Raw genomic sequence first — 13,950 nt, 5'->3', positions numbered from 1 at the left:
GATGAAGTCGATCTGATCGACCACAACAAAAACGGAAGATGAACTAGCCATGACACTAAAAAAACCATTCAGAACTGCGTTTGCCCTGGTACTTGCCCTTGCGAGTTCCTCGCTGGCTGCTCAGGAAACCTACACTATCCGCCTGGCGGAAACCTGGGGACCCAACTCCCCGATCCTGGGTGAAACACCCCGCAACATGGCAGCCATGGCAGAGAAAATGTCCGATGGCCGGCTGCAATTCCGCATTGATTCCTCCAACAAGCACAAGGCACCTTTCGGTATCTTCGACATGGTGAAAGCGGGCCAGTACGACATGGGTCACACCGCGTCCTATTACTACAAAGGCTCAATTCCCAACGCCATGTACTTCACCACCGTGCCTTTCGGGATGATCGCGCCCGAGCAGTACGCCTGGTTCTACTACGGCGATGGCATGGAATTGATGCAAAAGGTTTACCGTCCCCACGGCCTTCTCTCGTTCCCCGGAGGCAATACCGGTAACCAGATGGGTGGCTGGTTCCGCGAGGAAATTGAAAGCGTGGAAGATCTGGACGGACTGAAAATGCGCACCCCCGGTTTTGCTGGTGAAGTCATGTCCGAGCTAGGTGTAGCGGTTACCAATATTCCGCCCGGTGAACTTTACAGTGCGCTGGAGCGGGGCACCATTGACGCTCTGGAATGGGTAGGGCCGGCACTTGACTTCAATATGGGCTTCCACCAGATTGCAAAATACTACTACTCGGGCTGGCAGGAGCCGGGTGCGGAAGTACAGTTCCTGATCAACCAGAAAACCTGGGACAAGCTGCCGGCCGATCTGCAGGAAATTCTGCGTGTTTCCATGCGCACCGCCGCCTATGACATGTATATGCAAAGCACCCATGAAAGCGGTATCGCCTGGGACCGCATGAAGGAAGACTATCCGGATGTAACCCACAAGACATTCCCGCCGGAAGTCATTGAAGCCCTGCGTGAGGCAACGGAAAAGTTGCTGGCCGAGGAAGCCGAGAAAGACGAACTGGCGAACGAAATCATCACCTCCCAGCGTGATTACCTGAAGCAGGTTCGCCAGTGGACCAACATCTCCGACAAGGCGTATTTGAACAGCGTTTCGGGTGAATGAAAGAGACCCTGCTATCATTGAAGAACGTCTCCAAGGCGTTCGACGGCAAAACCGTGTTGGATTCGCTGGACCTGAATATTCTGGACGGCGAGTTCATCACATTGCTGGGCCCATCCGGCTGCGGTAAAACCACGCTTCTGCGGCTGGTGGCGGGTTTCGAGCAGCCGGACACCGGGTCGGTGACCCTGTCCGGTCACGATATTACCCACGCGGTTCCCGAGCACCGCCCGCTGAATACTGTGTTCCAGAACTATGCGCTGTTTCCCCACATGTCGGTTTACGACAACGTGGCCTATGGCCTGAAAATGGAGAGGCGGCCCAAGGACGAGATTCGCCAGCGGGTGGACGACGTACTGGCGATGGTACAGTTGCAGAACTTTGCCCGTCGTAAGCCCCACCAGTTGTCCGGCGGCCAGCAGCAGCGTGTGGCCATTGCCCGTGCCGTGGTCAAGCGGCCACAACTCCTGTTATTGGACGAACCCCTTTCTGCACTTGACTACAAGCTGCGCCGCACCATGCAGGTAGAGCTGAAACGTCTGCAGCGGGAATTGGGTATCACCTTTGTGTTTGTCACTCACGACCAGGAAGAGGCCCTGTCGATGTCGGACCGGGTGGTGGTGCTCAAAGATGGCGCTGTTCAGCAACTGGGGACGCCCCGGGAAATCTATGAGCGGCCCGCCAACCTCTTCACGGCGCGCTTCGTGGGCGAGACCAATCTGTTTCCCGGTTACCTTGCCTCGGTTGGAGATGAGGCCATCACGGTGGACATTCTGGGCCTTCGGAGAACCCTTCAGAAACCGGCTTTTGATGTACGCAAAGGTGAGCAGGTCAGTGTGTTGCTGCGCCCGGAGGATATTCGCGTACTGGCACCGGAGGATGAGCAGGGTCTGGCCGGCAAGATTGTTGAGCGAAACTACAAGGGCAGCACGCTGGATTCGGTAATTCACCTTGAGGATGGCACCGAGGTGCTGGCCAGTGAATTCTTCGATGAAGACGATCCCACCTTTGATTACAAACTCGGCGAACTAGTGCGGGTCAGTTGGGTGGATGGTTGGGAGTGGTTGCTGCCAGTGGAACTGGAGCCAGTTAATGAAGAGGCGGAAGGGCTGGCCACGGATGCATAGAGTGTTTCAGCAGCCCTTCAAAACCGCTGTGCTGTTGCTGGTCTGGGGCTGGCTGCTGCTTCTGGTATTGACGCCAAACCTGTTGGTGGTGGGTGCCAGTGTGATGACCCGGGACCCGGGCAGCTTCCTCTCGCTGCCACTGACCCTGGACAGCTACCGGCAACTGTTTGACCCCCTGTATCTGGACGTCTTCCTGAATTCCCTCTATATGGCGGGGGTAACCACTTTTTTCTGTCTACTGATTGGCTATCCTTTTGCCTGGGCGTTATCCGGGCTGGGCAAGCAACGCCAGACTCTGCTGATTTTCCTGCTGATCGTGCCGTTCTGGACCAACTCCCTGGTGCGCACCTATGCTCTCAAACTGCTATTAGCCACAAACGGGCTGACCAATAACACGCTGATGGGCCTCGGGCTCATTAATGAGCCCCTGAAAATGCTCTACACCGAAGGCGCTGTGATTATCGGGCTGGTGTATCTCTTGCTGCCGTTCATGATCCTGCCGCTGTACTCCGTATTTGATGATCTTAAGCGGGAATTACTGATGGCATCCCATGATCTGGGAGCCGGTAAACTTTCGACATTCCTGCACGTCACCGTGCCATTGACCCTGCCCGGCGTGCTGGCGGGCGTGATGCTGGTTCTGCTGCCGGCCATGGGGCTTTTTTTCGTGGCCGATATCCTGGGTGGCTCCCGCAACCTGTTGGTGGGCAATGTCATCAAGAACCAGTTCCTGGATGCCCGGAACTGGCCTTTCGGTGCCGCTGCCAGCGTTCTGCTCACTTTGGCCATGGCGGTATTGCTGTTTGCCCACAGGCTTAGCCAGCGACGGCTGGGTGAGGAGGCGCAAACGTGAGCCGCTGGCTGCCGAAAACTTATCTGACTCTGGTTTACATCCTGTTGTACCTGCCGATCCTGGTGCTGGTGGTCTTCTCCTTCAACAGTTCCCGTACCGGCTATCGGTGGGGTGGGCTGAGCCTGGAATGGTATCAGTCACTGTTCAATAACCATGCCATGGTGCAGGCCATGTGGAATTCACTCTGGCTTGCGCTGGTGGCGGCAACGGTTTCTACCATTATCGGGGCACTGACGGCTCTGGCTCTCCACCGATACCGGTTCAGGGGCAAGCGAATGCTGAGGGGCATGCTGTTTGTGGTGATGATGTCGCCGGAAATCGTATTGGCGATTTCCCTGCTGGCGCTGTTTCTGCTGGTGGGGATTCAGCTCGGGTTCATATCCCTGCTTCTGGCCCATGTGACCTTTTGCCTGCCATTCGTGGTGATAACGGTGATGGCCAGGCTGAGCGGGTTTGATGAAAGCCTGCCTGAAGCCGCGCGGGATCTGGGAGCCAATGATTTCACCATGACCCGGACAGTGCTTATCCCGGTCATCATGCCGGCTCTTCTGGCAGGGTGGCTGCTGGGCTTTACCCTGTCACTGGATGATGTGGTGGTGAGCACATTCGTAAGCGGCCCCAGCTATGAAATCCTGCCGTTGCGCATCTACTCGATGGTGCGTGTGGGCCTGAAACCCGAAGTGAATGCCCTGGGCACTCTTTTACTGGTGTTTTCCCTGACGATGTTGATGCTGTCCCAATGGATACTGACAAGGAGCAAACGATGAAAAAACTGGCGCTGGCTGGCCTGGTGGCTGCAACCCTGACCGGATGCAGTTCTCAGGAAGAACCCCAAGTACTGAACCTGTACAACTGGTCCGAATACATGCCCCAGGAAGTCCTCGACCGCTTCGAGGAAGAAACCGGCATCCAGGTGGTCTACACCACCTACGACAGTAACGAGGCCATGTACGCGCGGCTGAAACTGCTGGACGAAAGCGGGGATTACGACCTGGCGCTGCCCTCGACCTATTACGTGAGCAAGATGCGCCAGGAGGGACTGCTGGAGAAAATCGATCATAGCCAGATCGAAGGTTTTGAAAAGCTGGATCCGGAACTGATCAATCTGGATATTGATCCGGATAACGAATACAGCATTCCCTACCTCTGGGGCACGACTGGCCTGGCCTATGATGCCAGCGACGTTGACGGTGACGAGGTAACAGCCTGGGAGGATCTCTGGGACGAGGAATACCAAGGTCGCGTTATGCTGACCAACGACATGCGCGAAGTGTTCCATATCGGCCTCAGGGTGCTGGGTTACTCCGGTAACACCACTGACCCGGATGAGATCGAGGAGGCCTATGAAAAGCTGACGGAGCTGATGCCTTCGGTGCGCACTTTCAACTCGGACGCACCGCGTATGCCTTACCTGGAAGGTGAAACCGACATCGGCATGATCTGGAATGGTGAAGCGGTGATGGGCAAGGAAGACATGGCGTCTCTGGAATACGTTTACCCGGAAGAGGGCATCATTGTCTGGCTGGACAGCTTTGTGATTCCCAAGAATGCCGGCAATCCGGACGCCGCCCACCAGTTCATCAGCTTCGTGATGCAACCGGAAATCTCGGCGCTGATCAGCGAGGAAATCGGCTATGCCACGCCCAATCTTGCCGCCCGCGAATTGTTGAGTGACGAAGTGGCCAACGACCGCACCAGCTACCCGGCGCCGGCAGATCTCACCAACGCCGAATTCCAGGAAGACGTGGGTGACGACGCCATGCAGGTGTACACCAAATACTGGGAAATGCTGAAGTCGGGCCAGTAAACCAGAAAACCGGAACAGGGGAGAAATTCTCCTGCTCCGGTTTTGGCTTGTTGCCGGTGAGATCAGGGATTAACTGGAATCAGGCGCTCATTGACGTCCACAGGAACGTTGTAAGCGTTGGCTGCATCAGGATGAAATACCTTCAGGTATTCTGAAAACGCGTCCTGTTCTCCTCCCGTGTTAGAGAAGTCCGTCAAGCCCGGGTCATTTTCGGCCAGATCCGGATCTGCCAACTCAACGTACCGCGGGTCTGTAAGTCCGTTAAATGGCCAGCCGCTGCCACAGTTTGCGCTGCCATCGGTAACTTCAGCGCAGGATGCCAGGAAGTCCAGGGCGATAACGCGGAAGGACCGGCTGGGTTCGCCGACCAGGGTTCCGTTTTCCACCACCAGGTCCCAGCGGTCGGCTTCGTCTGCTGCATCCGGGTCAACCAGTACCTCCAGTTTCAGTACCCTCTTACCGTCTGTACCCAGACCCAGGTTCTCGTCTCCATCGGAGCGGGCGTTAGCCTCTGGATCAAACTCAACCCTCAGGCCACCAGTGTGGGTGAAGTTTCCCTTGATCATCTCCTCAACCAGGTCATGTAACTCCGCTGCGGTCATGTTGACCAGAGCCAGGCCGTTATTGAAGGCGAAGGCCGTCTGTATATCCAACTGGGAAATGCCGCCCTGGGGTTTGCCAAACTCGTTGGATTCAGGCGGTAACAGCTGGACATCATCCGCGGACGTGGAGCCGGCAGGGCTGACGATCTGACCGATTGGCGCACGAATGCCACCGCCGTTTTTCACCGAGATGACGGGCGGGTTATCAGTGCCTACCATCACCTGGCCGTACCAGAGATTGGCATCCGCAGACAGGTTGCCCAGATTGGTTTCCCGGCTGCGTACAAATTCCCGGCGACCATCAAGGAAGACCTCGGTGATACCGAAGGCTGAACCGTCAAGTTCGCCAAGAATTTCGCGGATCACATCAGCGACTTCTACAACACCAGCGATGGGCGCTGTCATCAGAGGGTCGACAACGGCATCAATGGCGGCATAAGCGCCGCTGGTAGCCGGGTCGATGCTGTCAGTGATCACCCGGCCCTGATCGTCAAAATCGACGAGCAAACGTCCGAGATACTTGTAATCGGCGTCGGTGTTGACCAGAAGCACTGGCTCATCTGCCGGGCTGGTGAATATCTCCGGATAGTCTCCCTGTGCGCTGTCGCCGTCCCTGAGTGTGTCGTTGGCATCGGCAAGCAGGGTATTGGAGCCTCCGCCCACGATGATGTCCACACCTTCTAACCTTGTAGCCAGGCCCCTCTCGATATCCAGTACCTGCATGTGGGAAAGCAGTACGATCTTGTTGATACCGTCATCAAGCAACGCGTCTATTTCCGGTTGCAGGCTGGCTGCCAGCGTCTCCAATCCGGCATCGTCTCTGGTGTAGTCGGAAGGCAAAACTTCAAGCGTGCCGGTGGAAGTAATCTGCGGCAGGGTCGGAGTCACGGCTCCGACGAAACCGATGCGTTCACCATCAACGGTGATGACTGCAGATGGGGCGATCCTTCCGGGTATGTCGCTCGCTTCCTGTCCGCCGTCTTCAACCAGGCTGGCTGTGTCCGGGTCTGCAGTGAAGTCGACATTGGCCGAGATATACGGGTAGAGTGCTCCCGGGTAGTTCCCGTCCGCGCTGATGATTCCCGCAAATCCGGACGGCCCGGTATCAAGGTCATGGTTGCCAACTGCCGAGACCTGAATACCCATACGGTTCTGTATCTGGGTCTCGCCGCGGCCTTCGCCGGCAGCTCCAACAACGGCATCCATGCGAGTATCCTGGCTGGCCTGAAAAATAGGCCCGGGGATATAGTTGTCACCCGAGCTGGCAACAACAGTGTTATCCGGCATCTCAGAGCGGAAATGGTCGACCAGGGCAGAAAACTCGTCCACGTTGAACATGGCGGCAGTGCCGCCGCCATCCACATCGGCAAGATGGAGCAATTGCAGGGTGAACCGGTCGTCCTGTTCCGTTTCAGGGGAATCGTTGTCGGAGCTGTTGCAGCCCGCCAACAACAGCGTGCCGGAGATTCCGGCAGTGATCAGAATTGAGCGCATGGTAGATCCTCTGTTTTGCATTATTCGTGCATATAGAATCTCCCACAACGCATGACGGCCTGTTTACGCTTTGTTGACGTTTAAATGACCGGTGCCACGAAGTCTGGTGCAATACCTGACGCTGCAATACATTCGCTGATATTCATTCCCTGCAGCGAGCCCTCTGCGGTAATCAGCAGCGTTTTCATGCCCGCATTCTGGCCGCCAAGGATGTCGGTATGTAAGGTGTCTCCCACCATCAGGATGCGTTCCGGTGGCACTGCGCTGAAACGGTCCAATACCGCGCTAAAGGCAGGTGCGTAGGGCTTGCCGTAAAACGTGGGTGCGATGCTGCAAAGCTCTGCGGCTTTGTGGGCAAAGAAGCCGGGCTCAAGGGTCAGGCAATCGCCACGCGGGGCAACCAGGTCCGGATTGGCAATTTCCAGTGGGCGGGGGCGTCGCAGCAGGCTGCTTTCGAGGGCCGCCTGCATGGGTTCGTTCCAGTCTTCGCTGCTGAGCATGATGAGCCCGTCGCAGCTGTCCAGTGCATTGATGAGTTTGGGGGTGACGGGTGGTCTTATCGGAACCCAGTCGACAGGGAGTGTAGCCGGGTCGGATTTATCCGGCGCGATCACACCCCACCGGCCTTTCCGAGGCCAGTGCGCCAGGGATTGCTCCAGCAGCCAGCGGCTTGATATCAACTGCTCCTGTTCGATTACGTAACCCATGCCCCGGTATTTCTCCACCAGTCGCGGGTGGGTGGCGGTTGCTGCATTGGAAAGAATCTGCACCTCCTTGCCGAGAGATTGCAGTTCACGAAACCGCGCAATGGCCCCGGTAAATGCCCTTGGCCCGGCATTGAGAACGCCAAAGGCGTCGAACACGAACACATCGAAAGAGCTGATCAGCGGGGCCAGATTGTCCAGCCATTGCGAGCCTGGTTGTTGTTGCGCGGGCAAACCAGCGGGCAGCCTTTCCCCCAGTCTCAGCTGTTCGTAATGCCTGAACGCCCAGTCGGGTGTGGGCGTGATGCCGTTGAACGAAGTTGGGTGCGTGTCGATCATCCAGCTAGAGTACCGCCTGTCGTACTCTCGCGGAAACCCATTCCGAGGCGACGACGGTGATCAGTATCACCACAAAGATCATGGTGACCTGGTTCCATGCCAGGGTGCTCAGGGAAGCCTGTAGCTGAAGCCCAAGCCCGCCAGCACCAACCAGACCCAGAATAGTGGATTCGCGGATATTGATGTCCCAGCGGAACACGCTGATACCCCAGAATGCCGGCAGGATCTGTGGCACCACGGCGTAGTCAATAATCTGTGCGCCGGATGCACCGGTGGCGCGAACCGCCTCCACCTGCCTGACGTCGATCTCCTCTATGGCTTCATACAACAGCTTCGCCACAAAGCCGATCGAGCGCAGCCCGATGGCGACAATACCGGACAACAGTCCCGGGCCGATAATGGCCACCAGCAACAACGCCCAGATCAGCGAGTTGATGGAACGGGAAGTGACAATGATCAGCAGGGCTACCGGCCGGACGAAGCGGCGGCTGGGTGTGGTGTTGCTGGCGGCCAGAAAAGCCACCGGAATGGCGATAACAACGCCTATTATGGTGCCCAGCGTGGCAATGTTAAGGGTGTCCCAGAGCGGGCCCCAGAGCTCGTTCACATAGCCCCAGGCAGGTGGGAACATGCGATCGCCAATATCGGCAGCCTGGTCAGGAGCGTCCGCGACGAAAGCCCAGATGGTGTCGCGGTTCATCAGTTCCCAGCAGAACACCGTCAGGGCTACCAGCCAGAACCAGCCGGCCCAGCGCAGCAGCTGTTGTTTGCCGGAGCGAAACTGCCAGGTCGGACCGGTTTGAGTCTGCGCCTGCGTCACTGGACCCACCTGCGGATATGGGAGGATGAATACTCAACCACCAGTACAATGGCGATGATGATAATAAGGATGGCGCCGGCTGAGTCGTATTCATAGCGGTCGATGGCGGTATTGAGCGTGGCTCCTATGCCGCCGGCGCCCACGATGCCAATCACCGCGGATTCGCGGAAATTAATGTCCATGCGATACAGGGACAACCCCACCAGTCTTGGCATCACCTGGGGTTGGACCGCGTAGTTGACGACTTGCCACCAGCTTGCCCCGGTTGCCCGGATGGCTTCTATCTGATTGTGGTCACAGGCTTCGATGTCTTCTGCCAGCAATTTCGAGAGAAAACCGATGGAGGCGAAAGCCAGGGTCAGAAAACCGGCAAAGGGCCCGAATCCGAACATGGCCACCAGCAGGATGGCGATGATGACCTCCTGGAACGACCGTGACAGGGTAATAATGCTGCGGCAGAAGAGATAGACCGGTGCGGGCGCCAGGTTTCTGGCGGCACCAATGCCGATAGGCACGGAGACAAGTACGCCGGCCACGGTAGAGGTGACTGTCATGGTCAGGCTTTCAATCAATCCTGCACGGATGTCTGTCCAGCGGGTGGTGAAATCCGGTAGCAGGAAGCCCTCGATAAAACGCCAGCCGCGTTCCAGGCCCTCGTAGACCCGTGTCCAGTTGACATCGACCGTTTGCAGCGCAAGTACCAGGTAGACAAGTACACCCAGGTAGAACACTCGCCGCCAGAACGGGTTTTTCAGCACAACCGGGGGGCGCTTCCAGGTGGTGGGCATGGTGTTGGACAAACCTAGACCCCCTCCGCCACATCAATGGCGGGCGATCGTTTTTCAGTATCGGTGCCCGACTGGTCCTGCCGTACCTGGGCCCAGTCTTCCTGGCCGTAGATTCTGGTCAGAACGTCGTCTGTCAGGCCTTCCGGCTTGCCGTCGAACACTACTTCGCCTGCCCGCAGGCCGATGATGCGGTCTGAAAACTGCTGGGCCAGCATTACGTCGTGAATGTTGATGATAGCCGGCAGGTTACGTTCCCGACATACGGTCTGGATAAGTCGCATAATCTGGCGCGAAGTCTTCGGGTCGAGGGAAGCGGTGGGTTCATCCACCAGCAACAGTTCCGGGTTCTGCTCCAGCGCCCTGGCAATGCCGACACGCTGCCGCTGGCCGCCAGACAGTGCATCCGCACGCTTGTTATGGTGCTCTCCGAGCCCGACCTTCTCCAGCAGTGAAAAGGCCAGAGCGATGTCATCACCGTTGAAGCGGCGGAGAAATGAGCGCCAGACGGGCACATAGCCCAGTCGGCCCGACAGCACGTTCTCCATCACCGTGAGCCGCTCCACCAGGGCGTATTCCTGGAAGATCATGCCAATCCGCCTGCGGGCCTTGCGCAAAGCCCGGCCCCGCAGCGAGGTAAGCTCGGTGTTAGCGAGAGAAATGCTGCCTCCGGAAGGCTCAACCAGACGATTGATACAACGGATCAACGTTGACTTGCCGGCGCCGGAGGGCCCTATCAGCCCCACTACCTGGCCCGCCGGCACCGTAAAGCTGATGTCGGTCAGGGCCCGGTCGCCGGTGTGATAGGTTTTCGAGAGCTGTTTCAGTTCAAGCACAGTGAGTTGCCATGGTCAGGTTAACGACAGTTGTATTCCACGCCATTGGCATCGTCGATCTTGCGGATAACCTCCCAGTGTTCCTTGAAAGTGATGGGAATGAACTGGGCCTCGCCAGATTTGGAGAACTCCTCTTCCAGCGCAGAGCCTTCCCAGTCAAACGAGAAGAAGGCTTCCTGTATCTGCTCCTGCAGTTCCGGCTTCAGATCGTGGGCGATGCCATAGCCGGTGGTTGGGAAAGTCTGCGACTTGTAGACGCTGGTAATCTGGTCTTCGCTCACCACGTCCCGGCGCAGCATCCGGTCGAGGACTGAGTTGGCGATGGCGGCGGCCTGGTAGTCCCTGTTGGCGACACCCAGAATGGAGTTGTCGTGTTTGCCGGAAAACTTAGGCTCAAAGTCCACTTCCGGGACCATGTCGTAGTCCGCTTTGAGAATGGCCGAAGGCGCCTTGAAGCCCGAGTTGGATGTCTGGGACGTAAAAGCCAGTTCGCCACCGCGGATATCCTCCACTTCTTCAACACCGGAGCCCGGGTAGGTGATGATTTCCATTTCATAACCGAAAGAGCCGTCGGCGGCTGCCATCATGGTGAACGGACGAAAACCGGCGCAGGCCACGGCAAGGGGATTGGAGCCCGTGTTGAAGCCGGCAATGTGCAGGCGGCCTGCACGCATGGCTTCGATCTGGGCTGCGTTGGACTGCACAGGGAAGAACTGTACTTTTTTGCCAGTCACCTCGGAGAGGTGATCCAGAAAGCCTGACCAGACTTCCCGGTACACGGCGGGGTCTTCAACCGGCGTGTAAGCAAATACCAGGGTGGATGGGTCTTGCTGGTTTTCGGCCTCAGAGGGGATATCGGCAACAAGGTCGCCGTCAGTGTCCTGGTATCGGGAATCCAGTTTGAAAGCGCCATGGGCGACTATAGGCAGCATTGCAGATGCAAAGGCGACAGCGGTCATTGTTCGGTTCATGGGGCAGTTCCTTGTGTCCGGTTGGTGACGTGAATATGACACTACGGAAACTGTGTGATGGTTTTGTGACAAATCGGAAGTGCAAAGGTGAAGTGGCTCGTCAGGCAGATGAAAGAAACACTTGTGTTTATTAGCGGCTCCGGCGAGCTTACCTCTATGAGTGTTGTATAATGTTGAGACTGTACTCTAAAGCGACAGGCGAATTTACTGTATGCAGATGCTGTACCTCCCAAGAGTCACAAGCCTGATTTTCCTGTTCGCCTTGAGCTTTTTTGCTCCGCAGGCTGCCGTTGCTGCCGTTGACCTGGATGAGGGCTGGGAGTATCGCTGGGGGGATTCTCCGTTTACGGACGACGGAGTACCGCAATGGACTCAGACCGATGAGCCGGGCCAATGGCAAAGTATTGGTTTTCCCTCGAATCCTCCCGGGCGTGACGGGCGCGAGCATGCCTGGTATCGCGTGACACTGCCGGACACCGAGTGGCAGGAGCCAGTGCTGTACATCTTCAGTGTGGATTTGATTGTCCAGGTCTGGCTGGACGGCGAACAGATCTATCAGTACGGAACCTTTGATGATCAGGGCAGGGGGCGCTTCGAGGGCTGGCCCTGGCACGCGATTCCCCTGCCTGAGGGTTTTGGCGGCAAAAAGGCTTATTTCCGGGTATTTTCCGATTACACGGATATCGGTCTGTGGGGTGAAGTCTCCATTATGAACCGGCCCGACCTTACCCTCTTTATCCTGAAAAATTCCCTGGAAGCACTGGTGATCGCAGGTTTCTCGGCCCTGATTGCTCTGCTTGCGATGATTTTTGCCCTGCTGCAGGCGGAAAAGAAAAGCTTCGGCAGTATTGCGCTGTTCTCCCTTGCCTCGGCAATTTTACTGCTCTCAGAGAGTCAGGCCAGTCAGTTGCTCTGGAATGCGCCACTGTTGTGGGACTACCTGGCTGCCGGCTCCTATTATCTGTTGCCAGTGGCGATGGGGCTCCTGCTGGAACAGTGGTTCAGTGATAACCGGCCCTGGCTGATCAACCTGGTCTGGAAGTTTCATCTGGTCTACGCCGTGGCGGCTCTCGGGCTGGCACTGGCGGGTGCAGTGGATCTGTCAGCGACATTCCCTGTGTTCGATGCCCTGTTGCTGGCCTCTCTTGCAGCAATCACGGTTGTGGTGGCAAGACGCTTCCGCCACCTGAAAATCGAGCAGCAGGTGATACTCGGCGCTTACGGCATATTCTGCAGCCTACTGGTGTTGGATATGGCGGTTGCCCATGGATTCCTTCCCTGGTGGCGGGTACCCGTCAGTTGGGGCACGCTGATTTTTTCCCTCGCGGTGGTGATGATCTCGCTATGGCATTATGGCCGCACACAACAGGCACTGTATCGGCTGAACCTGTCCCTCGAGCAACAGGTTGCCGAACGCACTGAAAAGGCGGAAGCGCTGGCCCGCCGGGAGCAGGCCAGGGTACGCATGCTGACCTTCGAGAATGAGAAAACCCGCGTGCTAAATGACATTATTGCCGAGTTGCAGGATTGCATCAGCCTGAATCAGACATTCCATATACTGGCGCGCCGACTTCCTGACCTCTGTAGCCCTCTGAGAGGCATGCTTTACCAACGAGTGGAACAGGGTAGAGCCTTCGAGTTGCTGACTCGCTGGGGATACGCCGGAGAGCCGGAGTCGCTTCCCCGTATCGAGACTCCGGACGGTCCGCCATCCCACAGCCAGGTGCCGACTCCTTACGATGTGGATTCAGGCCTCTCCCAGTCTGAGTGGCAGGATGGCGTGGAGGATTCGTTGTGTTTGTGGATCAATCTGCAGTCGGCAACCGAGGGACCGGTGACCATGGCTCTGCTGTTTGTCGAAGTCCCGGAGGAATTTACGGCAGACGGCACGGATTACGGATCAGCCCGACTGTTTCAGGCACTCAGCCAGGGTGTCCAGAAGATAGGGATAGTGCTGTCCAGTATCAGCTTGCGGGAAGAATTGCAGAAATATTCCTACGAAGATGCGCTGACCGGGCTCAAAAACCGACGTTATTTCGATCAGTTGTTCGAGCATGAATCCGCTGTTGCCGTGCGTAGTGAACAACCCCTTTCGCTGTTGATGGTGGACATTGACCATTTCAAACAGTTTAACGACACCCACGGCCATGAAGCCGGTGATGCTGCCCTCAAGGCGGTGGCGAATATACTGGCGCGGCACTTCCGGGACAGCGATGTGGTTTGCCGCTTCGGAGGAGAAGAGTTTGTTATCACTATGGCGGGCTCCAGCGCCATGGCCGCCTGTGACAAGGCCCGGGAACTTGCCAGAGCTGTTCGTACGGTGTCGGTGAAGCACGGAGACAATGACCTGGGTCACGTCACCATATCGGTGGGTGTATCCAGTTGGCCTGAGTACAGCGATTCCCCGGACAGCCTGCTGGGCCTTGCCGACCGGGCATTATACCGGGCCAAGGAGGCAGGCCGGGATCGGGTGGAAATCTTGTAGCCAGCAGCAA

12 protein-coding genes are annotated in these 13,950 nt (G+C 57.1%); 6 read left to right on the top strand and 6 right to left on the bottom strand.

Features of this window, described 5'->3' with window-relative positions:
- Nucleotides 1-49 precede the first annotated feature (49 nt).
- Genes M8010_RS00460 through M8010_RS00440 form a run of 5 tightly spaced genes read left to right on the top strand, consistent with a single transcriptional unit; the run spans nt 50 to nt 4,904 of the window.
- Nucleotides 50-1,120, top strand: a complete 1,071-nt coding sequence (locus tag M8010_RS00460; protein WP_250086747.1) for a TRAP transporter substrate-binding protein — start codon at nt 50-52, stop codon at nt 1,118-1,120.
- Entirely contained in the window at nt 1,117-2,244 is a 1,128-nt protein-coding gene (gene potA, locus M8010_RS00455; protein ID WP_250086746.1) for a spermidine/putrescine ABC transporter ATP-binding protein PotA, read from the top strand. Before M8010_RS00460 ends, potA begins: the two co-directional genes overlap by 4 nt.
- Nucleotides 2,237-3,097, top strand: a complete 861-nt coding sequence (gene potB / locus M8010_RS00450) for a spermidine/putrescine ABC transporter permease PotB (RefSeq protein WP_250086744.1) — start codon at nt 2,237-2,239, stop codon at nt 3,095-3,097. Before potA ends, potB begins: the two co-directional genes overlap by 8 nt.
- Nucleotides 3,094-3,864 carry a spermidine/putrescine ABC transporter permease PotC gene (gene potC / locus M8010_RS00445; protein ID WP_250086741.1) on the top strand — a complete coding sequence of 257 codons (771 nt, stop codon included), beginning with the start codon at nt 3,094-3,096 and terminating at the stop codon, nt 3,862-3,864. The genes potB and potC overlap by 4 nt, the downstream gene beginning before the upstream one ends.
- The gene (locus tag M8010_RS00440; protein ID WP_250086739.1) at nt 3,861-4,904 is read left to right on the top strand and encodes an extracellular solute-binding protein; all 1,044 of its coding nucleotides are present in this window, start codon (nt 3,861-3,863) and stop codon (nt 4,902-4,904) included. Before potC ends, M8010_RS00440 begins: the two co-directional genes overlap by 4 nt.
- A 62-nt stretch (nt 4,905-4,966) precedes the next feature.
- Here the strand turns inward: M8010_RS00440 and M8010_RS00435 are convergent, their stop codons facing one another.
- From M8010_RS00435 to phnD, 6 genes are all read right to left on the bottom strand, one after another.
- Nucleotides 4,967-7,000, bottom strand: coding sequence for a bifunctional metallophosphatase/5'-nucleotidase (locus M8010_RS00435; RefSeq protein ID WP_250086737.1), 2,034 nt, complete (start codon nt 6,998-7,000; stop codon nt 4,967-4,969).
- Nucleotides 7,001-7,080: 80 nt separating this feature from the next.
- Nucleotides 7,081-8,043, bottom strand: coding sequence for an HAD-IIA family hydrolase (locus tag M8010_RS00430; protein WP_250086735.1), 963 nt, complete (start codon nt 8,041-8,043; stop codon nt 7,081-7,083).
- Between the two features lie 4 nt (nt 8,044-8,047).
- Nucleotides 8,048-8,863, bottom strand: a complete 816-nt coding sequence (gene phnE, locus M8010_RS00425) for a phosphonate ABC transporter, permease protein PhnE (RefSeq protein WP_250086734.1) — start codon at nt 8,861-8,863, stop codon at nt 8,048-8,050.
- Entirely contained in the window at nt 8,860-9,663 is an 804-nt protein-coding gene (gene phnE / locus M8010_RS00420) for a phosphonate ABC transporter, permease protein PhnE (protein ID WP_250086732.1), read from the bottom strand. Before phnE (M8010_RS00420) ends, phnE (M8010_RS00425) begins: the two co-directional genes overlap by 4 nt.
- 2 nt (nt 9,664-9,665) lie before the next feature.
- A complete protein-coding gene (gene phnC, locus M8010_RS00415) occupies nt 9,666-10,484 on the bottom strand; it encodes a phosphonate ABC transporter ATP-binding protein (protein WP_250086729.1) in 819 nt (272 codons plus the stop codon).
- Between the two features lie 20 nt (nt 10,485-10,504).
- Entirely contained in the window at nt 10,505-11,455 is a 951-nt protein-coding gene (gene phnD / locus M8010_RS00410; RefSeq protein WP_250086727.1) for a phosphate/phosphite/phosphonate ABC transporter substrate-binding protein, read from the bottom strand.
- A gap of 211 nt (nt 11,456-11,666) precedes the next feature.
- On the opposite strand from phnD, the gene M8010_RS00405 reads away from it, so the two are divergent.
- Nucleotides 11,667-13,940: a sensor domain-containing diguanylate cyclase gene (locus M8010_RS00405; RefSeq protein ID WP_250086725.1), complete on the top strand. Its 2,274-nt coding sequence runs from the start codon at nt 11,667-11,669 to the stop codon at nt 13,938-13,940.
- Nucleotides 13,941-13,950: the final 10 nt, after the last annotated feature.

This window comes from Marinobacter sp. ATCH36, assembly GCF_023555055.1.
Classification (GTDB): domain Bacteria; phylum Pseudomonadota; class Gammaproteobacteria; order Pseudomonadales; family Oleiphilaceae; genus Marinobacter.
This window is presented reverse-complemented; position numbering and strand designations above follow the sequence as displayed.

Excerpts from the sequence above, each read along its gene's own strand:
- M8010_RS00460 (WP_250086747.1), top strand. The coding sequence starts at position 50 with ATGACACTAAAAAAACCATTCAGAACTGCGTTTGCCCTGGTACTTGCC.
- potA (WP_250086746.1), top strand. The coding sequence starts at position 1,117 with ATGAAAGAGACCCTGCTATCATTGAAGAACGTCTCCAAGGCGTTCGAC.
- potB (WP_250086744.1), top strand. The coding sequence starts at position 2,237 with ATGCATAGAGTGTTTCAGCAGCCCTTCAAAACCGCTGTGCTGTTGCTG.
- M8010_RS00440 (WP_250086739.1), top strand. The coding sequence starts at position 3,861 with ATGAAAAAACTGGCGCTGGCTGGCCTGGTGGCTGCAACCCTGACCGGA.
- M8010_RS00435 (WP_250086737.1), bottom strand. The coding sequence starts at position 7,000 with ATGCGCTCAATTCTGATCACTGCCGGAATCTCCGGCACGCTGTTGTTG.
- M8010_RS00430 (WP_250086735.1), bottom strand. The coding sequence starts at position 8,043 with ATGATCGACACGCACCCAACTTCGTTCAACGGCATCACGCCCACACCC.
- phnD (WP_250086727.1), bottom strand. The coding sequence starts at position 11,455 with ATGAACCGAACAATGACCGCTGTCGCCTTTGCATCTGCAATGCTGCCT.
- M8010_RS00405 (WP_250086725.1), top strand. The coding sequence starts at position 11,667 with ATGCAGATGCTGTACCTCCCAAGAGTCACAAGCCTGATTTTCCTGTTC.